17 protein-coding genes are annotated in these 20,203 nt (G+C 47.0%); 3 read left to right on the forward strand and 14 right to left on the reverse strand.

Annotated features, from left to right (window positions below; all coding sequences use genetic code 11):
- Positions 1–31: 31 nt before the first annotated feature.
- Positions 32–778: a class I SAM-dependent methyltransferase gene (locus JSY36_RS10575; RefSeq protein WP_205166371.1), complete on the reverse strand. Its 747-nt coding sequence runs from the start codon at positions 776–778 to the stop codon at positions 32–34.
- A gap of 133 nt (positions 779–911) precedes the next feature.
- Here JSY36_RS10575 and shc point away from each other — a divergent pair, with 133 nt between their 5' ends.
- Positions 912–2,789, forward strand: coding sequence for a squalene--hopene cyclase (gene shc, locus JSY36_RS10580; protein ID WP_236784712.1), 1,878 nt, complete (start codon positions 912–914; stop codon positions 2,787–2,789).
- A gap of 67 nt (positions 2,790–2,856) precedes the next feature.
- Positions 2,857–3,210 (forward strand): small nuclear ribonucleoprotein, encoded by a 354-nt coding sequence (locus JSY36_RS10585; protein WP_205166373.1) that lies wholly within the window; start codon positions 2,857–2,859, stop codon positions 3,208–3,210.
- 277 nt (positions 3,211–3,487) lie between these two features.
- On the opposite strand, the gene JSY36_RS10590 is transcribed toward JSY36_RS10585, so the two are convergent.
- Both JSY36_RS10590 and JSY36_RS10595 read right to left on the reverse strand, forming a co-directional pair.
- The gene (locus tag JSY36_RS10590) at positions 3,488–5,089 is read right to left on the reverse strand and encodes an ABC transporter permease (RefSeq protein ID WP_205166374.1); all 1,602 of its coding nucleotides are present in this window, start codon (positions 5,087–5,089) and stop codon (positions 3,488–3,490) included.
- Positions 5,089–5,976, reverse strand: coding sequence for an ABC transporter ATP-binding protein (locus tag JSY36_RS10595; protein ID WP_205166375.1), 888 nt, complete (start codon positions 5,974–5,976; stop codon positions 5,089–5,091). Before JSY36_RS10595 ends, JSY36_RS10590 begins: the two co-directional genes overlap by 1 nt.
- A gap of 270 nt (positions 5,977–6,246) precedes the next feature.
- Between JSY36_RS10595 and JSY36_RS10600 the strand changes: the two genes are divergently transcribed.
- Positions 6,247–6,837, forward strand: coding sequence for a TetR/AcrR family transcriptional regulator (locus JSY36_RS10600; protein ID WP_205166376.1), 591 nt, complete (start codon positions 6,247–6,249; stop codon positions 6,835–6,837).
- 49 nt (positions 6,838–6,886) lie between these two features.
- On the opposite strand, the gene thiW is transcribed toward JSY36_RS10600, so the two are convergent.
- The 11 genes from thiW to gabT all read right to left on the reverse strand — a co-directional run bounded on the left by thiW (position 6,887) and on the right by gabT (position 20,103).
- A complete protein-coding gene (thiW, locus tag JSY36_RS10605; RefSeq protein WP_205166377.1) occupies positions 6,887–7,378 on the reverse strand; it encodes an energy coupling factor transporter S component ThiW in 492 nt (163 codons plus the stop codon).
- Between the two features lie 124 nt (positions 7,379–7,502).
- The gene (locus tag JSY36_RS10610) at positions 7,503–8,249 is read right to left on the reverse strand and encodes a phosphotransferase family protein (protein ID WP_205166378.1); all 747 of its coding nucleotides are present in this window, start codon (positions 8,247–8,249) and stop codon (positions 7,503–7,505) included.
- 47 nt (positions 8,250–8,296) lie between these two features.
- Positions 8,297–8,797, reverse strand: a complete 501-nt coding sequence (locus tag JSY36_RS10615) for a GNAT family N-acetyltransferase (protein WP_205166379.1) — start codon at positions 8,795–8,797, stop codon at positions 8,297–8,299.
- A 99-nt stretch (positions 8,798–8,896) separates the two neighbouring features.
- Positions 8,897–10,237 carry a cell wall-binding repeat-containing protein gene (locus tag JSY36_RS10620; RefSeq protein ID WP_205166380.1) on the reverse strand — a complete coding sequence of 447 codons (1,341 nt, stop codon included), beginning with the start codon at positions 10,235–10,237 and terminating at the stop codon, positions 8,897–8,899.
- Between the two features lie 13 nt (positions 10,238–10,250).
- Positions 10,251–10,877 (reverse strand): NAD(P)/FAD-dependent oxidoreductase, encoded by a 627-nt coding sequence (locus tag JSY36_RS10625; protein WP_205166381.1) that lies wholly within the window; start codon positions 10,875–10,877, stop codon positions 10,251–10,253.
- Positions 10,878–12,076: 1,199 nt separating this feature from the next.
- Positions 12,077–13,111, reverse strand: a complete 1,035-nt coding sequence (locus tag JSY36_RS10630; RefSeq protein WP_205166382.1) for a hypothetical protein — start codon at positions 13,109–13,111, stop codon at positions 12,077–12,079.
- A gap of 344 nt (positions 13,112–13,455) precedes the next feature.
- A complete protein-coding gene (locus JSY36_RS10635; RefSeq protein WP_205166383.1) occupies positions 13,456–14,433 on the reverse strand; it encodes a bile acid:sodium symporter family protein in 978 nt (325 codons plus the stop codon).
- A complete protein-coding gene (locus tag JSY36_RS10640; protein ID WP_205166384.1) occupies positions 14,430–15,824 on the reverse strand; it encodes an FAD-binding oxidoreductase in 1,395 nt (464 codons plus the stop codon). The genes JSY36_RS10635 and JSY36_RS10640 overlap by 4 nt, the downstream gene beginning before the upstream one ends.
- Before the next feature lie 151 nt (positions 15,825–15,975).
- Positions 15,976–17,370 carry an APC family permease gene (locus JSY36_RS10645; RefSeq protein ID WP_205166385.1) on the reverse strand — a complete coding sequence of 465 codons (1,395 nt, stop codon included), beginning with the start codon at positions 17,368–17,370 and terminating at the stop codon, positions 15,976–15,978.
- Positions 17,371–17,409: 39 nt separating this feature from the next.
- Entirely contained in the window at positions 17,410–18,795 is a 1,386-nt protein-coding gene (locus JSY36_RS10650) for an NAD-dependent succinate-semialdehyde dehydrogenase (protein WP_205166386.1), read from the reverse strand.
- 15 nt (positions 18,796–18,810) lie between these two features.
- A complete protein-coding gene (gene gabT / locus JSY36_RS10655; protein ID WP_205166387.1) occupies positions 18,811–20,103 on the reverse strand; it encodes a 4-aminobutyrate--2-oxoglutarate transaminase in 1,293 nt (430 codons plus the stop codon).
- Positions 20,104–20,203: the final 100 nt, after the last annotated feature.

Raw genomic sequence — 20,203 nt, forward strand, 5'->3', positions numbered from 1 at the left:
AGGCAATCCACCCTCATTCGCCTCTTCTATTTTATGCTTTCCGACATTTGAAAATGATTGTTGTTGGTACAAAGGATGCCCTCTCCCTGGTATACCAGCTGTTCGTATGACGCTCCGCATCCTTCTCGCTGAGAGAGACCTCCTCAACCATTTGTTCTATTACTAACCCTTGTTTTGAAAGGGTGTTGATATATGTACTTAATTTAAGTTGCTGCATTGTCACAGGTACATTCCACCCGCTATGCTGATAAGGTCCCTCTTCAAAATAAGGCTTCGTCATCTGCAAGGAGTCACCATTATGGGTCATTCGATTATACAGAGGGTGCTCCCAGCTAAATATAAACACACCATTCTTCTTTAAGTAACCGGCCACGTTCTTTACCGTTTGAGCAAGATCAGTCGTCCAGCCGAGAGCATATATGGAGTACACAAGATCAAAGTACCCTTCAGGTAATCCCGGATTTTTTTCCATCGGTGATTCAAAAAGTGTTACAGGAACTGTACAGTCTTTTAAAACCGTCCTCGCTGCCGACACTTGAGAGCAAGATAAATCAATGCCCCACAGTTCCCCGGCATTTTGCCCCTCCATATAAAGAAGAGAGTGACCACTGCCACACCCGATATCCAATACTCTTTTACCTTCCAAATTGCCCAAAAGCCTGACATCCTCTTCGTTCGGAGCAAACGGACCATATTCAGGCAATGGATTCCGTCCAAAGAACCGCTCCGCAACCTTATCCCATCCTTGTTTATTTTTCGATAATACCGCTTCATTCATAAGCAATCCCCTCCCTTAACACTTACTGTTATTCAAGAAAAATACACAGATTTCCTTTAGAAAACATCTAGTCTTTTTTCGCTTCTTTTTCATATAGTAGTCGTAATGACCACATATGAACGGAGGGTTCTTTTTGCACAACCTCGTTACCAGCGCTATCAATCAAATCATCGATGACTTAAGAAGCCGCCAATCAAACGACGGTTCCTGGCGCTTCTGCTTTGAAACCGGCACCCTCACAGACGCCTACACCATCATTCTCCTGAGAAGCCTTGAACAACCAGACAGCGAATGGCTCATCGAACGGCTCACAGCTCGGATCCTAAGCAAACAAGAGGCAAACGGCGCCTGGAAGCTGTTCGCCGACCAAAATGACGGTCACCTCTCCTCCACCGCCGAATCCTTCTTCGCCCTCCTGTACTCAGGACATGTAAAACCAGACGCTCCACATATGAAACGAGCCCGGAAGTTTATCCAAGCCCGTGGCGGTCTCGCCAAAACCGGCCCATTCACCCGCGCCATGCTCGCCATGAACGGACAAATCTCCTGGCCAAAACTATTCAACGTCCCTATCGAAACCATCCTGCTCCCCCGTACGTCACCGATCAGCATTTACGATATCGTCGGCTACAGCAGGGTTCACCTCGTCGCCGTACTCACTTCCGCTAACATGAAATACAGCCGCCAAAACGCCCGAACCCCAAACCTCCGCGATCTCCTGACCGAGCGCAAGACCGAAAACGAATGGGAAAATGACCAGTCACGATCCATCCTCACCATCATCCAAAACGAAGTATCCAAGCTCATCGACACACCGAAACGCCTCAGAAAAACCGCCTTCGAACAAGCCGAACAGCACATGCTCAAGCGCATCGAACCCGACGGCCTTTACTACAGCTATATCACATCCACCTTCTTCATGATCTACGCCTTCCTCGCCCTGGGTTACAAAAAAGACCACCCAGTCATTCAAAACGCCGTTAACGGAATAAAAAACCAAGTGTGCCTTACGACGAGTCACTCACACATCGAGTTTGCCACATCGACCGCCTGGGATTCAGCTTTGATCAGTCACGCCCTTCAACAATCAGGCGTACCCGCTTCGGATCCCCTCATTAAAACCGCAAACGCCTATCTCCTCTCCCGCCAGCACACATTGTATGGAGACTGGTCGTTCAACAACCCTAACACCGTCCCAGGAGGATGGGGATTCTCAGACATCAATACCTTTCTGCCTGATGTGGATGACACAACTGCAGCTCTCAGGGCGATTAAGAGGACTGTGAGGGAGCACCCCATGTACCGCCCTGCCTGGAGCCGGGGTGCTGACTGGATATTATCCATGCAAAACAAAGACGGGGGCTGGGGCGCCTTTGAAAAAGCTACAGATAAGAAACGAATCACCCTCGTTCCGTTCCCGGAAGCCGGACGGGTTTTAATAGACCCATCCACCGCGGACCTCACCGGAAGAGCTCTTGAGTTTTTAGCTAAAGATGCTAACCTCTTATCACCCCACCCGGCGATCGACCGGGCTGTTAACTGGCTGGAACAAAATCAGGAAACAGACGGTTCCTGGTATGGCCGCTGGGGAGTCTGCTACATTTACGGTACATGGGCTGCCCTGACCGGATTAGATGCTGCCGGTTTTTCACAGAACCGCCCCTCTGTGAAAAAAGCGGTTGACTGGCTCTCGTCCATTCAAAACGAAGACGGTGGATGGGGAGAATCTTGCGTGAGTGACACAAGAAAAACCTACATGCCCCTTGGCTCCAGCACCCTCTCGCAAACGGCATGGGCAGTGGATGCACTCACAGCCACACATAAGAAACCAGCGGATGCGGTCCGCAGGGGAGTAAACTATTTAGTCAGTAACCTTAACCGGAACGACTGGACCACCACATATCCCACAGGTGCTGCCCTTCCCGGTGACTTTTACATCTATTATCACAGCTACAATTACATCTGGCCTCTTCTTGCCTTAAGCAACTTCAGAAATAAATTTGACTCTTAATTTCAAAGTGACATGCACACCGGCCCAGCCGCTTTAATAAAATAACGATGGAAGGAGGCGAACCGAAATGAATAATAATAACAGTCAAAACGGGCAGAATGGCCAGATGGACCAGGCTCATCAGCAGGAACTTCACACGATTTGCGAGCAGTATATGAATTACCTGATGCAGATGCAAATGAACGACGGCAGTATGGTTGAAGGTATTATCAACGGCGTCGATGAAGAAGGGGTGCACATGCTCGTGCCGGACGGGGACAACGGAGACGATCAGATGCGCTTTTACGGTGGCGGCTTTGGAGGCGGTTATGGCGGCGGGTACGGCGGTGGCTACGGCTATCCAAGACGATTCCGCCGGTTCAGACCTTACTTTTTCCCGTTTTGGGGAATAAGAAGCTTTTTCTTCCCGTTTTTCTTCTAAATGAAACTGTATATGTAAGCACTAAAAATCCACACCTTCATATACAAAGGTGTGGATTTTTTCTAAACGATGGTTTAAAAACTTTGAATTGTGTGAGAAGATATTCTATCAAAAACCGAATTTATTCTATCAATAATGATTTTAATTCTATCAATAATGATTTTAATTCTATCAATAAAGCAATTTATTCTATCAAAGACCGAATTTATTCTGCAAATAGAAGTGCAGCATGACAGAAGGGAGGTATAATTTTTAACCCTAACATTAAAATACCACCCTACGCAATATCACGCTTTCTGTACCCCAAAAATCCGCCGGCTACGAGCACCACAGCTACTCCCGACAGCACCGCGAGAGTTGCGACATTCAATTCCTCCACCGGCACTTCTGGGACGTGACCGAACGGGGACAACTGACCGAGCCACTCCGGGAGCTGAAGCATCGCCCCGAGATAAACGACAAAGAACGAATACCCCAGGTACATCCAGACGAGTCCGCTCCATTTCGGCAACGCCCCGGCAAAAAGAGCCGCCAAACCGATTACTACGAAGATTGCAGGCACGTAAACCGCCAGCGCCTCAAACAGGACCGAAAACGCAATCGGTTCATCCATTACACCAGCCGCCGTGGACCATAGTCCAACCAGCGCCAGAAACGGCATCACCACGCCGGCAACCGCCGCCAGCACATAATAGCTCCCCATCATCCGGCCACGGGAGACGACCCGGCTAAGCAAATGATCGACCCGGTGCTTCTTCTCCTCCCCCTTCAGCTTAAGCATCATCATCACAGGCGGAATCGTACAAATCATGGAAATCACCGCCATGAGCAACGTCAGATACTGCTCCGTCATGGACACATCACTGTCAGGAGCCAGCATCTCCCTCATCATTTCGTTACTCTCAAAAAACGACTCCAAATCACCTAAAACCGAACCGTACGTGGCACCGAGGACAAACATCCCCACCGCCCACGAGATCAACGCCGTACGCTGAAGACGAAACGCAAGGCCGAACGGACTCAGAAGAAAAGTTGAAGCATGCTTTTTACCCGCCCTTGAAGGCAGATACCCGGCTCCCAAATCCCGCCGCGTGTTCAAATACAAGGCCACTGCCGTAACAACAACCGCCGCAGCGAACGTAAGCACAACCGGCCACCACACATTATTCACATACACCTCGGTCCTAAGAATCCACCCAAGAGGCGAAATCATCGCCAACGCTTCACTGCTCACATCCCCAATCGCACGAACGAGGTACGCCACACCCAGAAACGCAAAGGAAAGTCCGACTGTTCCCCGGCCGTTCTCGGACAACTGGGCAAAAAGAGCGGTCACTGCTGCAAAGAAAAGACCAACAGCTCCTAACGAGATTCCGTACAGAAGCGATCCGGTCAGATCGATCGACCCAATGCCCATCGCCCAGAGCCCCAATCCCGTAACCAAAGCAAGCACCACATTTGCACCGAAAAGAACAAGCATCACAGACGCCAGGTTCGAGAGTCTTCCCGCCGGCAGAGAACGGACCAGTTCAATCCGTCCTTCTTCTTCATCGGTACGGGTATGCCTTGTCACAAGAAGAATACTCATAATCGCCACAGCGATGGCTGTAAAAAGAAGCATCTGATGGGCCATCATCGCTCCCTCATGATAATCGTCGATGCCATAACCAGGTCCAACCATGGCAGTCATAGCCGGGTTCATCATCGTTTCCGCAATCGCCTGCCGCTCTTCGTCTGACTGATAAAGCCCGCTAAATGAAGAAGCGGTCAGAAAAGTCACGAGGGCAATGGAAAGGATCCATACCGGCAGACGGACCCGGTCCCGCCGGAGGATAAAACGCGATAATCTCCCTGTTTGATTGAACAGCTGCTTTTTCATCACCGCTCCGTCCCTTCGTAATGACGCATGAACAGATCCTCCAGTGTCGGCGGCGAACTCTCCAGCTTCACAAGCCCGAAGCCGCTCACGTGCTTCATGACCGCGTCCAATTTTTCTGAATCCACCTGGAATGTAAGAAGACCGTCTTTTTCTACAATGTCGTGCACACCTTTCACATCATTAAAAGAAACTGGCTTTTTCGTTTTAACGGTAAGGGACGTTCTCGTCAAATGACGAAGTTCGTCAAGAGAACCTGATTCGATAATTTGACCTTCCCGGATAATTGCCACCCGGTCACAGAGGCGCTCCACTTCAGATAGAATATGGCTTGAAAGAAGTACACTTTTGCCGGCTGCCTTTGCTTCCATGACGCATTTCTGGAACACCCGCTCCATAAGAGGGTCCAGGCCCGATGTGGGCTCGTCAAGAATATAGAGATCCGAGTCGCTTGAGAACGCAGCTACCAGCGCCACCTTCTGCCTGTTCCCTTTCGAGTAGGTCCGGCACTTTTTACCCGGATCAAGCTTGAAGCGCTCGATCAGTTCCTCGCGCCGGCTTGCATTGGCTTTCACACCGCGCAGGCTGAGAAGGAGGTCGATCACTTCGCCGCCGGTGAGGTTCGGCCAGAGGTTGACGTCGCCGGGGACGTAGGCAATGCGTTTGTGGATCTCGACGGCGTCCTGCCAGACGTCCTTGCCAAAGATCGTTGCTTCCCCGCCGGATGCCTGCAGGATGCCGAGGAGGATGCGGATGGTCGTTGATTTCCCTGCGCCATTCGGGCCGATAAAGCCGTATACTTCTCCTTCGTTAACTTCCATATTTACGCCTTTTAATGCTGTGAACCTGCCAAACTGCTTTGTGACTTTTTTTACTTCAAGTACGCTCATAGGTCGCCTCTCCTTTTTCCGGTGCCCATCATCGTGGGGCACCTATTGTCTCTTTTAACGGTTACAGGCTGGTATTTAACGGTTTCGCAGTCTCATTTAACGGTTTCTCCTGCTGTTTTAACAGTTACGCTGGATTCGAAGAAAAGTTATGAAATATTTTAACTTATACAGTTCATAATATATAAAAGATCTCCCTTTGACAATACTTTATGAACTATTTTATTTGTTTTATTACAAAACTTTGATTACAATAATCTTGAGGTGAAACAAATGGACGGATTTCAACAGCGGCGGGAACAGAAAAAACATGCGATTCTGGAGACAGCGACCACCCTTTTTATGAAGCACGGCATTCAGAAGGTGCCGGTTTCTGAAATTGCGAAAAAAGCAGGCGTGTCCCAGGTGACAATCTATAACTATTTTGATAACAAGCATACGCTCGTTCACGCGTGCTTTCTTTATTATGTGGATCAGGCTTCGCTCGAGTTTGAAAGGATCGTGGAGAGTGACATGCCGTTTCCTGATAAAATTAAGCAGATTATTTTTAATAAGAAAGAAACAAGCCAGATTAACGAGGAGTTTTATCATTACCTGATGAAGGAATATACGTCCGGCGAGACCAATTATATTGAGAAGATTTACGTAGAAAAAGCCGTGCCCTATTTCACACAGCTGTTTGAGGAAGGGAAAAAGCTTGGGTATATCGATCCCAATCTGTCTCAGGAGGCGATCCTCTTTTACATCAAAATGTTCAAGGATACAATGCAACAGGAGGAAGTGTACAAACGGGTATTGCCGCTGACGGAAGACATTACGAATATTTTCTTTTACGGGTTGTTCGGAAAAAGGGAGAACGACTAAAAGAGATGTCCTGTAAGGTGACCAGGACATCTCTTGTACGTTTTAGTAACTACCTCTCTCCAGCAGGCCCCCAATCCGGCCGCCAGCGCTTTAATATGAGGAGTGCAAGAAAAGCTCCAATTGAACTGCTGATCAAAAATCCCGGTACAAATGCAAAGATCGCGACCGGGTCTCCAAAGAAGAGTGTGACGATCGGCACGGCGACTATTGCGCCGATCACTGCTGTGCCGATCACTTCACCGACAGCCGCGGCCCATGTTTTATTGCTCCACCGGTAAAACAACCCCGCCAGAAGTGCTCCGATCATCCCGCCCGGAAAGGCGAGAACCGTGCCAAGACCAAGAAGGTTGCGAAGGAGCCCGATCATAAAAGCGATCAGTACCGCAGGAATCGGCCCAAGGAGAACGGCAGCTAAAACATTCACCATATGCTGGATCGGGTAGGCGCGGGCTATGAGAGCCGGAAACCAGATAAAGGCTGCACCAACAATCCCGATTGCCGTAAACATAGCCATAATGGTTAGTTTCTTCGTGTGTGTCATTCTCTGCCTCCTTTAACAGGTTATACCTTCCTATTCCTCTGTCTGAAGAAATAACACATCCTCTATTCAACGTATAAGTAATTCGTTCGTGGCAAATCCAATTGAACACTAACCCTGAGGGCCTTTATATTGGACAATAATCGTTAACGATTCTGAGAAGACGTTCCGGTTTCTCTGTAGAAACATTCTCTGCTAATCTTGCTCCGGCAATGATTGGCGCCCATTCCAATACTTCGTCCTGCGTCAATCCGCTTCTGCTGCAGTATCTCTTTAAATAAATGTTCGCAAGGTGCGTTGATACCTGTGAATACAACAGATAGGTTCGGTATACATCGGCCCGGATATCACCTGCGCTGGAATCGACCCAGTCTAAGATCGTCACCTTGTTATTGTCCATCATAAGATTAAACAAATGAAAGTCCCCGTGACAAAGTCTCTTATCAAATGCCATTGTTTCCAGCTTCTTTAGTAATGCAGCCTTTTGTCTTTTATCAATGTCAGCCATTTCTATCTGGCGGGATAATTTATCACTCATCGGCTCCAGGGAATCAGGAGTGATGCTGTGAATTTTCCGGTGAACATCAACGGAAATGTTCATAAAATGCTCTGACAGTTCCATGTTTTCAAAGACCATGTCTCCCATTGATCTTCCCTTTACATACTCCATCACGATGACCTGATTGCCATCCATCGTGGCAATATCCAGGATTTTTGGCACTGGGAGTCCGCAAAAGCAGGCGTAGCTTTGTTTAGTGGCTTCATACAAAGATTCACCGGAGGGTAGCTGGCTGTTGAAAACCTTGTAAACTTTATTTTCATGAAGGTATATTTTTGCGGTATTCCCCTTTGCGACCGGCTCACCCAGATTCATATAATCCCCCCTATCATTATTCTGCTTCCACGGTACTTGTTTCCCTGTTAAAGCATGAGAACCATCAGTTCATCATCATAGAAAACGCCATTCACGTTCAATGCCCGTTTTTCCACCCCGTATGTTTCGAAACCCAGAGAGGTGTACAGTTTTTTGGCCGGTTCATTCTTCGAGGTCACAGCCAGATAAATCTGCTCGAGGTGGCTGTTCTCCCGTGCCTGATCAATCGCTTTTGTAACCAACGCTTTTCCGATCCCTTTTTTACGGTGATCCGGTGACACATACATCGCCACGATCGAACTGCGATGACGAATTTTGGGTTTGGTTTCATGAATGAGTGTGACCGTTCCGGCGAGAGTATCGTTGTCCGTCAAGGCTCCGTATGTATAGATGTGATCCTGAGTGAGCCTGTCCACCGTTCTTTTCAGAGGATAGTTAACTTCATCTTCATAACTTGAGCTGAATGCTTCAGGTGTGTCCTGAAGGGCTTCGAGCCTGAGTTTTTTATAAGATTCTGCATCCTTTTCTATTAACCTTCTGATTTCCATAACAATCCCCTCCTGTATATAGTTAGTATATCGGAAAAACAGTCTTCTTTTTAAGGAAAAAATAAAACCCGCTCCACATGTGGAACGGGCCTCATAGTGTTAATGACTGCCGTGGTCGTCCCAGGAAAGGGAGACGATCTCCATCCGCTCGTCAATGATTCCCTGTACCGGAAAACTGACAGAGTCGGTTGAACCGAACAGATAACCGTGATTATACGGCCCTTCTGTCGGGTCGTTTTCAAAGGCGGGCTTTAGTCTGGCCAGATAATCGTATACCGGCTGTGAAAGTTCCCCTTCTTCAAGCCAGATCATCGGTGCATGTTTACCAAGATGAGCAAGCGGACTGCCGGGGATGGCAAGCTCAGGTGTTTCAGTGGAGGCAAAAGTCAGGCCATGACCCGGTTCTTCAATTCCCCATCCAAAGCCGGTTTCTTCATCTTTGAAAGAAGCAAACGCGATGGAAAGCTCTGCCGGAGAGTCTCCTGAAATACGTGTAACATTCCCGTATTCACCAAGCTCACCTTCTACTTCTCCTGACACTTCCTTTTCCGAGCCAATGACATAGATTGAGGCTTCCCCATCCCTTTTTTCAAGGGCTTCTGCTGTTGCATCAGGGATAGAATCCGCGTCAACATACAGTAGAGGCTCGTCCATATGACTGATCCAGTCACCGGCTGTCATGGTCATCAGTTTAGCCTCATCATCAGAGGAGCCAACAATAACGGATTCAGGCAGGTGACCGACGATTTCTGCGTAATGCTCATCGATAAGCATGGCAAATTCAGCATCATCGTCAGCTGTAATCTGCTCTGTGGAATAGCCGTCAAGCTTATCCATTTCCTCAGCAGGAAGATCTCCCATTACCATCACTTCAATTCCCTCGGAGTTCCCTTTGGGCTGAAGCCGCTCAATTTCATTGATTACCTCATCGGACACCGTGCCGTCTGTATAAAGAACAGGACCGTCATTCGGGTGATGCACAAGTGTTAACGCCGCAAGGGACTGCTGCCATGAATCAACCGGGGCTAAAATGACCGTTCCAGGCTGATTCTGCTCATGAGTAGCCGGCCAGATTGTCTGGGATGCCAGAATGGAAAAAGATACGGGATCGTCTTCACTGATTCGCGTCACATTTTTCGTATTTTCCACCATCAATCCCTCTTCAGCGTTTTCGTTCATGGAATCAGGTTCCTGTGATGCTTCAGATTCCACATCTTCTCTTGAGCCGCCGCCATGTCCGGCGTGGTCATCGTCATGATCCATGTCCTCCTCATCCATATCTTCTTCATGATCATTATCTTCCATGTCGTCATGCTCTTCTCCATGATCCATGTCTTCATTGTTCATCGACTCGTCGTGTCCGTCATGGTCGTCGGAACATGCCGCCACCACGACACTTAAGCTGAGTAATGCGGAAATAAATGCTGTTTTCTTTCTCATTATGTGTGCCTCCTTAAATGCCAACATCTTTTTTAATCTGATCCAACCCGTACCTGCTTACAAATTTAGCCATTCTTTCTCGCTTACGACCGTGATGCCGGTAAACATTCAGAACTTTATCAACCAGATCATACAAATCATCAGGCTCGAGACAGTCTTTTAGAAGTATACCTGCCTGTGCATCCTCCCCTACGGCTTTACCCCCGATATAGAGTTCATAACGTTCATCCCGTTTAATCACGCCAATATCGTTGATCAGAGGTTCCCCGCATGCATTCGGGCACCCTGTATAGGCCGGTCGGAGCGTAAAGGGAACTTTCTTCCCTGCAATCCGTCTGTTCAGCTCAACTGCTACAGGCATTCCCTCTTCTTCTGCCCCCTTGCAGAAGTTGCACGTCCGTAAGCTTTTTACATAAGGCCCGACCGGGTAAACAGAAAAACCGGCGTCATTCAGCCTTGCCGTCGCTTCCTCAGCTTTCCCTTCATCAACCTTGATGATCAGCTGCTGGAATGTTGTGAGTTCAATTTCCTGATCCTCGTCTAAATACTGTCCAAGTGCGATCAATTGCTTCGGCTTAAGCTTTGCACCAAAACCGATACCGCCATTAACGGCTAACGAAACCTGTTTTGTTTTCCCCATTCTAACCCTCCTGATTACAAACCCTACCTTCATAGTACCATACCCCTGTATGGTATATATGTGTTAAAAGTATGAATATTGCCGTATCGTTTGAAGTACTTTTCCATACTGCTTTTTTTAGAAAATAAAATGAATATACCCTTACATCAGTTTATCTGTGATAAAGCTCCGCTGACCGCCATCCGCTCACTTTCCGCGACGGTACCGGTGAGCCTCCGCGGGCTTTGCCCTGCGCGGTCTCGCCTGGCCCCCACTGTCGCTGGAGTCTCACTACTGGCGGCCAGCTGCGCATGATACAAAAACGAATGAATTACACATCAGATTTAGTAAAAGAATTTTACTAAATCTGAGGGCTACTCATTAAAGGCTGTTTTCGTATAGATGGTTGCTATTTTGATTATTCTCTTCATTACAAGGAATATGGTTGAAGTCTACGTGCCCTTTGCTTTCCGTGGTGGTGCTCGCAAGCCTCCTCGGGCTTCCCCTGTGGGATCTTTCCTTGCCCCACTGCCACAGAAGTCTCAGGCACTACGGCTTCATCTTTTCTGTATAAAAACAACAATCTTTCCGAAAACAGTGAAATAAAAAGGATTTTCCGGCCTTTGCTCCGGTCATCCCCTTAAAAGATGTATGCACTTTTACACATGTGTTACAATATTCAGTCAAATGGTCGTGTCCCCTACTTATCAGGCCATGAAGCTGGTAAAATAGCATACATATCATTTTTCCCGAAAGAAGCAAGCCACCTTGTATTCTCATACTCTGTTTTTTGAAAACGGACATACTCATTCGACCATAGGGGTATACTGATAAAAACATAGGTAAAAGGAGCGGTTGGGCTATGGATATCACCCCGGTGAACGTAAGAAAAAAAAGAACAGCGGAACTGGAAACCGAAAATATCAAACAGGCTGCAGTGAAGATTAACACGAGTCTTCAAAGCGTTTTTTCAGACTTACAGAGCCTGAAAAAACATTTGGATCTGATAGAAAAAAAGTATACTAAATAACCAGGCTACCCTCTTTCGGAGCAAATGTTTTTTTCAATTTCCTTCTTCCAGCCAAGAAGCAGCCGGCTGTATTGTTTCTCCCTTTCTTCCTTCACTTTACTCAACAGGCATGTCCCACTTGATGGGGCACAGATACGTTTTATTCTTCCCTGCACACAAACGTCTTTCATATAGAGTCATCATTTCCCTTCTAATTTGCAGTCACATTTATTGCGTACAGCTTAAACCCGGTGGATACGAGATCAGCCATTTTTTCTATGCTGTGTTTTCCCGTTTCGGTTTCCGGGTTCAGGACGTTACGGTTACGGCTGTCAATCAGAACCGTGTACACATAAATCCCTTTTTTGATTTCCACGATAAATGAAATCGTACTCTTTCGGTCCGCCTCCCAGGAATAGCTTGACCGCAGTATTTTCACGTAAGACATGAATGAACAGTCATCTCTCGTTAAATCGACTTCCTGCGGGATGTTTACATTTGATCGTGATGAATGCTCCAGAATCAGCCTCTCCCCGTCCAGCCGGTAGATCGCATAGTGACCGAAGAAATCCATTGTTTCAAATGTTAAGCTTCCCCTCGCTTTGTATTCAATTTTGTTGATGAGATTAACATATATCGTGTTGACAAACGCCACTTCCTGCTTTGCTTTTTCCGGCAGGTTGACAGCATCGCTGGCCAGCTGCCGCAGGTCTTCCTCGAGCTTTAAAATCATCTCGTCTTTCTTACCCATGTCTTTCTCCCATTCCCTGATCAAATCCGTTGCCTGCTTGAATTTAAAGTCGTTCCCCTTTATCAGAAAGGGAGAAAAAAGATCATATTCTCTATGAAAATTCGTAAAGGCATAATAATGGAAGGTATCCTTCTTTTTCACATTAGTCATTTCCTGAATCGTTTTCTCACGCAGCACATAATTGGCAATAATCAGGATAATCAGAAGCAGTCCCGATGTCAGTACGCTGAATCCCCAGATCACATCCATCGTAAAAAACCAGGTGATCACCCCTGCAGGAAAACTCCAAAAGATACTCTTAAAACTCCAGAACGTTTTGAAAAGGTCCAGTGCTTTTTTCCATTTTAGACGCTTAAGATCCTGAAGATAATGACAGCCGTCGGGACTTGTTTTCGTTGCTGCTTCCCGAATGGCATTCATATAGGGGTCAATTCTCTCTGCAGCCAGCTCCAGGTTACGAAGTGCAGATTGCTTTTTATTTTTTATCTTTCTCACAACCTAACCCCCTTAACATAAATTTAAAGAATTTTCAATTAATTTTATTATATCAGTTTGTCCACTGGGGCTACTGTTGACAAAGGTGTCTGGAAAGTAATGTATTTGGCCTAAAAAACGCCTCAAAATCCTGTCGAATTTTTGACATCCATCATATAATCGACAGTACCAGATGCACTCATCTGACCATTTGTAGGTATATCACCTTATTTCTCGAATCTGTTCCTATGTTAAGGAATGGCGTTGATTCTTAATGACATCTGCCAGAACACACTCCTTTCCTTATAGAAATGACCATAAATAAAGGCCTGCTCATCATAAATGAGCAGACCTCTAAAAAAATTCTATGCCCCTGTCTTTTTCACCCGGGCTTGCAGATCCGGGTTTTCTTCCCGGTTCACAGGTTTCTTTGACCAGATCGTGGCGAGTATCGGGCCGGAGATGTTATGCCAGACAGCTGCAATCACGTTTGGCAGCGCTGCTAAAGGACCGAAATGGGCCGTGGCAAGGGCTACACCCAGACCGGAGTTTTGCATCCCCACTTCAATGGAAATTGCCCGACGTTTACTTTCATCAAGACGCATAAGAAATGCAGCCAAATAACCAAGGAACAGTCCTGCCAGGTTATGGAGCATAACCGCTGTGAAAATCAGAAGTCCGGATGTAGCGATGCTTTCCACGTTGCCGCTCACGACGGCAGAAACAATGATAATGATGGCTAATACAGAAATGAGCGGAATGACCGACACACTTTTATTTACCGCAACAGGAAAGAGTCTGCGGATAAAAATACCGAGTGCAATAGGTATTATAATCACCTGAACGATGGAAACAAACATGGCCATCGGGTCTACAGGCATCCACTGACCTGCCAGCGCCAGCAGAATGAGCGGGGTCAACACCGGGGCAAGCATAGTGGAAAAGGACGTCATGGCTACAGACAAAGCAAGGTTTCCTTTTGCCAGATACACCATCACATTGGAAGCCGTTCCACCAGGGACGGACCCCAGAAGGACAAGCCCCGCAGCCAGCTCAGGCGGCAGGTTCAGGATAAAGGCAAGAGCCAGCGCCACAAGGGGCATCAGAACGTATTGGGCTGCCACCCCGAAGATGACGGGTACCGGTTTTTTGATAACCAATTTAAAGTCAACCGGCTTAAGGGTAAGCCCCATCCCGAACATTACAACACCGAGCAATATCGTAATATAGGCTCCCAGACCTAAAAACGGCTCGGGAATAAAATACGCAATAACGGCGACGGCAATGACCCAGACGGCAAAGTATTTTCCTGCTACTGTACTGATGGATTCAAGTGTTTTCATATGCTGCCTCTTTTCCCGGAAACGAGTTTATTCGGGTTCATGATTCCTTTTGGATCCAGTGCTGCCTTGAGCGTCTCCATCACGTCCAGTGCTTTGCCGTGTTCCTTCTGGAGGTATTTCATTTTTCCGATGCCTACGCCGTGCTCCCCGGTACACGTGCCTCCGCATTTCAGGGCATACTCTACGATCGCCTCGTTGAACAGATTGGCTTTTTTCACTTCTTCTATGTTTTTTGTGTCAATCATGAGTAACGCGTGGTAGTTTCCATCACCAACGTGACCGACAATGCCTGCTTCCACACCCAGTTCATCGATGGTCTCTCTCCCGTGACGGATGGCCCCCGCCAGCTCTGAGATGGGCACACATACATCCGTAACCATGATTTTTTTACCGGGATTGCCGTGGACGTAGGCGTAAGCTAAGTTATGCCGTGCCTCCCAAAGCTTGTTTCTGGCGGCGTTATCTTTTTCAAAAAATACCTCTTCACAATGATGGTCCGCCACGATTTCTTCTGTGAATGCCACATCGTGATTGAGCCCCGGTTCATTTCCATGAAACTCCAGGAACAGCGTCGCTTTTTCCTTATATTCCGTATCGCTGAACAGGTTGGCCTGCCTGATCGAAGGTTCATCCACAAGCTCCACTCTGGCGATGGATATGCCTGCCTGTAATATGGAGACCACGGCCTCCACAGCATCATTAACGGTTGGAAACGAAGCCCGTGCTGCTACGATGTTTTCAGGGATTCCATACACTTTCAACGTGAGCTCGGTTATACAGCCGAGTGTGCCCTCAGACCCTGTATAAAGACTGTTCAGGTTGTAGCCGGAGGACGATTTTTGAGCCAGATTTCCGGTGTGGATTGTCTCTCCATTTGGCAGCACCACTTCCAGGTCGCGGATCTGGTCCTCCATTACACCGTACTTTACAGACGTTGTTCCGCTCGCATTTGTAGCGGCCATACCTCCAAGAGTGGCATCGGCTCCCGGGTCTACCGAAAAAAACAGGCCGTATTTTTTCAGTTCTTTATTCAGTTGCGACCGGGTCACACCGGGCTGCACTTTAACCAGAAAGTCCTTCTCTCTGATTTCAACAACTTTATTCATCTGGGAAAAATCAATCGTGATCCCCTTGTTATAAGGAATCACGTGCCCCTCGAGGCTGGTCCCGAGACCAAATGGGATCACAGGTGTGTGTGTGCGGTCCGCGATTTTGATAATCGTACTCACTTCCTCCGTATTTTCCGGAAATACGACAATGTCGGGTAAACTCTCCGGATGATAGGATTCATCCTTGCTATGATGTTCCAGCACTGTTTCATTTACTGAAACCTGATCTTCTCTTAACAACCCTTTCAGCTCATGGAGGAGCGGGTTTTCACTTGTCTTCATAAGGACACCACCTCGTCTATGTATTTGCAAACCTAATATTTCGAATTATACATAAGAATCTGATAATTTCAACAGCAACTAATCTTGCGCATTAACAAGAGGCCGGCCCTGCAAAATGAAATCCATCTTGTAGGCCGGCCTCTCCTCCGCATTATGAAATATGTTGATTTTCGCCTTCTGCGTGATCTCGGTACTTGTCTCTGATCATTTGGATAAAGAAATACAGACCGATAAGGAACCACCCGCAGAAAATGGCCCATTCAGGCCCTGTTAAAGCTGCTGGCATTCCCGGTGAATAGATTACGAGAAATCCAATACTTAACACAAGGGCGATCCAGCCGACGATGGTTGTTCTGCCAGCTTTGTAAGGTCTCTCCATCTGAGGTTCACGCTTTCTCAGAATGATAAAGGAAATGGCAACAAACAGATAAGCAATGACGATTGCCGGACCACCACTGTCAACGAACCATACTAGTGCAGGGCGGCCCAAAAGGGGACTTACAGCAGCCAGGGCACCAATAAAAATAATGGCATTGGACGGTGTCTTGTACTTCGGATGCAGATGACCGAACCATGCAGGAAGCATTCCGGAATTAGCCATGGCATACATCACACGGCTTCCCCCGATGATAAAGGCGTTCCAGCTTGTCATAATTCCTGCTACACCGGCAACAACGAGAAGGTTGCCGAAGAACGGGGATCCAAACAGAGCTGTCATCGCATCCGCCGTTGCCAGCTCTGTGTTTGCAAGTGCTGAATTATTTAACGCCAGAGCAACGCCTATAGCAATTAAAATATAAAACGCAATCGCACAGAGAACAGATATGATTAGAAGCTTACCTATATCTCTTCTTGGAACATTTGCTTCTTCCGCGGTTTGTGGAATGACGTCAAAACCGATAAACAAGAATGGGACCATGATAAGGACCGCCATGATCCCCGTAGCACCATTGACAAATAACGGCTGAAAGTTGGCACTGTCTCCTCCGACTGCCGAACCGAAGATTAACATCAGACCAACGAGAATAATACTGAATGTTAAAACGACTTGTACTTTTGCAGCAGGCTTCAGACCGAAGTAGTTGATGGCAATCACAAACAGCGTGCCACCCACCCCTACCAGAACCCAGGAAAGATAGACATCCCAGCCGGCAATTGTCCACAGATACCCTACTTGATAGTTTGGAAAAATGTATTCGATAACAGTTGGAAGGGCAACCGCTTCGAAAGCAACAACAGAAACATACCCAAGCGTAATGGCCCAGGATGCTACAAATGCAGCTTTATCCCCCATCGCCCGGTGGACATAGGCATGTTCCCCGCCGACTTTCGGCATGGCAGAGGCGAGCTCTGCATAAGTGAGTCCCACAAAGGTCACTAGCAGACCACCGATGATAAACGCAATCAGCGTTCCCATAGAACCTGCTGAAGTGAGCCAGCTTTCAGACAGAACAACCCATCCCCAGCCAAGCATGGCACCTATCGAAAGAACAAAGACATCTAATTTTGAGAGTACTTTTGATAATTGTTGCTGTGGTTTCGGCATTTCCATCACTCCTGTTTTAACTGCCTTGGTCCGTAATCGTTACATATGGTTACCAATAGACAGATATTTTGTTTCCAGGTACGGTTCGATTCCTTCTGCTCCACCCTCGCGTCCGAGGCCACTTTCTTTCATTCCTCCAAACGGTACATGAGCGCCAGAAGGGGCTCCATCATTCCAGCCGATAATGCCAAAATCAAGATGGTCGTGTAAGTATGTTCCCACTCTGTAATCGTTCGTAAAGAAATACGCCGCCAGGCCATATGGGGTGTCATTAGCCAGAGCAACTGCTTCATCAAGTTCTTTAAAGCTGATGATCGGAAGAACGGGACCGAATGTCTCTTCCTGCATAATGGTCATATCCCGTTCCGTGTTTTTCAGAACGGTCGGGTAAACGAAATAGGTACCTTTTTCTTCGTTGGCAGAATACGCATTACCAGTTAAAACTTCGGCTCCTTTTTCTACAGCATCATTTATCTGTGATTTGATTTTCTCAAAACCTTTCTTATTTATGATTGGCCCCACATCTGTATCCTCATCTAAACCATTACCCACCTGTAAGCCCGCTGCTGCTTCTGTTATTTTTTCGGAAAAGGCATCGAGTATGTCTTCGTGCACGATCACACGATTTGCACAGATGCACGTCTGCCCTGCATTTCTGAACTTAGAAAGAACCGTTTGTTTAACTGCAAAGTCTATATCTGCGTCTTTGGCTACAATAAGAGGAGCATGTCCGCCTAGCTCCATCGTCACATTTTTTACCGTTTGTGCGCTGTTCTTGATTAACAGCTTTCCAACTGGCGTTGATCCTGTAAACGTGAGTTTACGAACGCTCCTGCTTTCGGTAAAGAGGGAGCCAATTTTTGCCCCGTCCCCGTTCACATACTGAATCACTTCTTCAGGAATACCAGCCTCATGAGCAAGCTCAATTAATTTCATCGTCGTTAACGGCGTTTCTTCGGCAGGCTTAATAATGAATGTGCACCCTGCAGCAAGGGCAGGAGCTGCTTTTCGCGTCATCATTGCAGCCGGAAAATTCCAAGGGGTAATGGCTGCAACCAGCCCAACCGGATTGCGGCTTATAATAACCCGTTTGGATTCAGCAGATGCAGGTACGGTTCTTCCATAAATCCGGATTGCTTCTTCTGAGTACCAGTCAATATAACTTACTGCATAATCCACTTCCCCTAGTGATTCTTTCAGGGGCTTTCCGTTCTCAAGAGTCATTACTTCCGCAATTTCCTGTTTCTTTTCCAGGATTATCGCAGACCAGTTTTTTAACAGCCTTGAACGGGCATGGGCATTGATTGAAGACCAGGTTTCAAAGGCTTTCTCACCGTTTTCGAGCTTCGCTTTTATCTCGTCTTCTGTATGTTCCAAAACCTGACGGATCAGTGCTCCTGTCGCAGGGTTCGTTACGTTAATCATGGTAGACCCCTCCTATTATCCTTCGAATGCCTGTTCCAGAATGGTCAGACCTTTTTCCAGCTCCTCGTCCGTCGTGACAAGTGGCGGTAAAAAGCGGATGACATTTCCTTTTAAGCCTGCCGATAAAAGCAAAAGGCCTGCCTCATTCGCTTTTTTGGTGATCTGGTTTGTTCTCACTTTATCAGGCGCCTTTGATTCACGGTCTTTTACAATCTCAACTGCAACCATGGATCCAAGACGGCGCGTTTCACCCATGAATGAATGCTGCTTTGAAAGTGCATGTAATTTTTCTTCAATTTTCCGGCCAAGGTATTCGGATCTTCCAAGGAGCTGTTCTTCTTCAATCACATCCAGCACAGCCAATGCGGCTGCACACGCCACGGGGTTTCCGGAAAACGTTCCCCCAAGTTCACCTGGATCTGCCGCATCTAAAATTTCACTTTTTCCTACTACACCACTTAGAGGAAGCCCTGCTGCCAGAGACTTGGACACCGTAATGAGGTCAGGTTCAATACCGAAACGCTCGGAAGCAAATAACGTGCCTGTACGGCCAAATCCGGTTTGGATTTCGTCAGCAACAAAAATAATCCCATTCTCTTTACAGAATTGTTCTACAAATTGGACAAACTTCTCGGGTGCTACCACAAATCCTCCTTCACCTTGAACAAGCTCCATCACAACACAGGAAACCGTTTCCGGAGCAACAGTGGCTATAAAGAAATCCTTGAATTCCTCGATAGCTGCTTCCACATATTCGTCATCAGAAAGGCGCTCAGGTTTATGGTACATATAAGGGAAAGGCGCCTGGTAAATTTCAGGTGCGAACGGACCAAAGCCAAACTTATACGGTTTTACCTTGCTTGTCATTCCCATCGTCAAATTGGTTCTGCCATGAAATCCTCGTGTAAAGGTAACAACAGCCTGTCTTCTTGTATATTTTCGTGCCATTTTAACCGCATTTTCCACTGCTTCAGCCCCGGAGTTCAACAGGATCGTTTTCTTATGGAAATCTCCTGGCGTAATTTTACTCAGCTTTTCAGCCAATTGTATATATCCTTCATACATCATTACATTAAAGCCTGGGTGAAGGAATTTTTTCACCTGAGCGTTCACAGCTTCTGTTACTTTCGGGTGACTGTGTCCTACATTCAGCGTGCCGATTGCACCGGCAAAGTCGATCCATTCGTTTTGGTCCAAGTCTGTAACAGTTGCTCCGGAAGCGTGATTGGCAATATTCAAATTACCATTGCTGACACCTCTTGCAACATATTGATCTCTTTTTCGTTGTAAATCTGCTGTATTCACCATGAAAAGACCTCCTCTTTCGCAATATGTAGACTATTATGACAATTTATTGGTATAATAAAAAGAACCAGATTTATATTTTGAATGGTACCAGTTGGAGGGC

It is taken from the genome of Alteribacter salitolerans (assembly GCF_016901055.1).
In the GTDB taxonomy this organism is placed as follows: Bacteria; Bacillota; Bacilli; order Bacillales; family Salisediminibacteriaceae; genus Alteribacter; species Alteribacter keqinensis.

Excerpts from the sequence above, each read along its gene's own strand:
- JSY36_RS10650 (WP_205166386.1), bottom strand. The coding sequence starts at position 18,795 with ATGATTAACGTAACGAACCCTGCGACAGGAGCACTGATCCGTCAGGTT.
- JSY36_RS10640 (WP_205166384.1), bottom strand. The coding sequence starts at position 15,824 with ATGAAGACAAGTGAAAACCCGCTCCTCCATGAGCTGAAAGGGTTGTTA.
- JSY36_RS10590 (WP_205166374.1), bottom strand. The coding sequence starts at position 5,089 with ATGAAAAAGCAGCTGTTCAATCAAACAGGGAGATTATCGCGTTTTATC.
- JSY36_RS10620 (WP_205166380.1), bottom strand. The coding sequence starts at position 10,237 with ATGAGAAAGAAAACAGCATTTATTTCCGCATTACTCAGCTTAAGTGTC.
- JSY36_RS10610 (WP_205166378.1), bottom strand. The coding sequence starts at position 8,249 with ATGAATCTGGGTGAGCCGGTCGCAAAGGGGAATACCGCAAAAATATAC.
- JSY36_RS10575 (WP_205166371.1), bottom strand. The coding sequence starts at position 778 with ATGAATGAAGCGGTATTATCGAAAAATAAACAAGGATGGGATAAGGTT.
- JSY36_RS10625 (WP_205166381.1), bottom strand. The coding sequence starts at position 10,877 with ATGGGGAAAACAAAACAGGTTTCGTTAGCCGTTAATGGCGGTATCGGT.
- JSY36_RS10645 (WP_205166385.1), bottom strand. The coding sequence starts at position 17,370 with ATGCCGAAACCACAGCAACAATTATCAAAAGTACTCTCAAAATTAGAT.
- thiW (WP_205166377.1), bottom strand. The coding sequence starts at position 7,378 with ATGACACACACGAAGAAACTAACCATTATGGCTATGTTTACGGCAATC.
- gabT (WP_205166387.1), bottom strand. The coding sequence starts at position 20,103 with ATGGTGAATACAGCAGATTTACAACGAAAAAGAGATCAATATGTTGCA.
- JSY36_RS10585 (WP_205166373.1), top strand. The coding sequence starts at position 2,857 with ATGAATAATAATAACAGTCAAAACGGGCAGAATGGCCAGATGGACCAG.
- JSY36_RS10635 (WP_205166383.1), bottom strand. The coding sequence starts at position 14,433 with ATGAAAACACTTGAATCCATCAGTACAGTAGCAGGAAAATACTTTGCC.
- JSY36_RS10615 (WP_205166379.1), bottom strand. The coding sequence starts at position 8,797 with ATGGAAATCAGAAGGTTAATAGAAAAGGATGCAGAATCTTATAAAAAA.
- JSY36_RS10595 (WP_205166375.1), bottom strand. The coding sequence starts at position 5,976 with ATGAGCGTACTTGAAGTAAAAAAAGTCACAAAGCAGTTTGGCAGGTTC.
- JSY36_RS10600 (WP_205166376.1), top strand. The coding sequence starts at position 6,247 with ATGGACGGATTTCAACAGCGGCGGGAACAGAAAAAACATGCGATTCTG.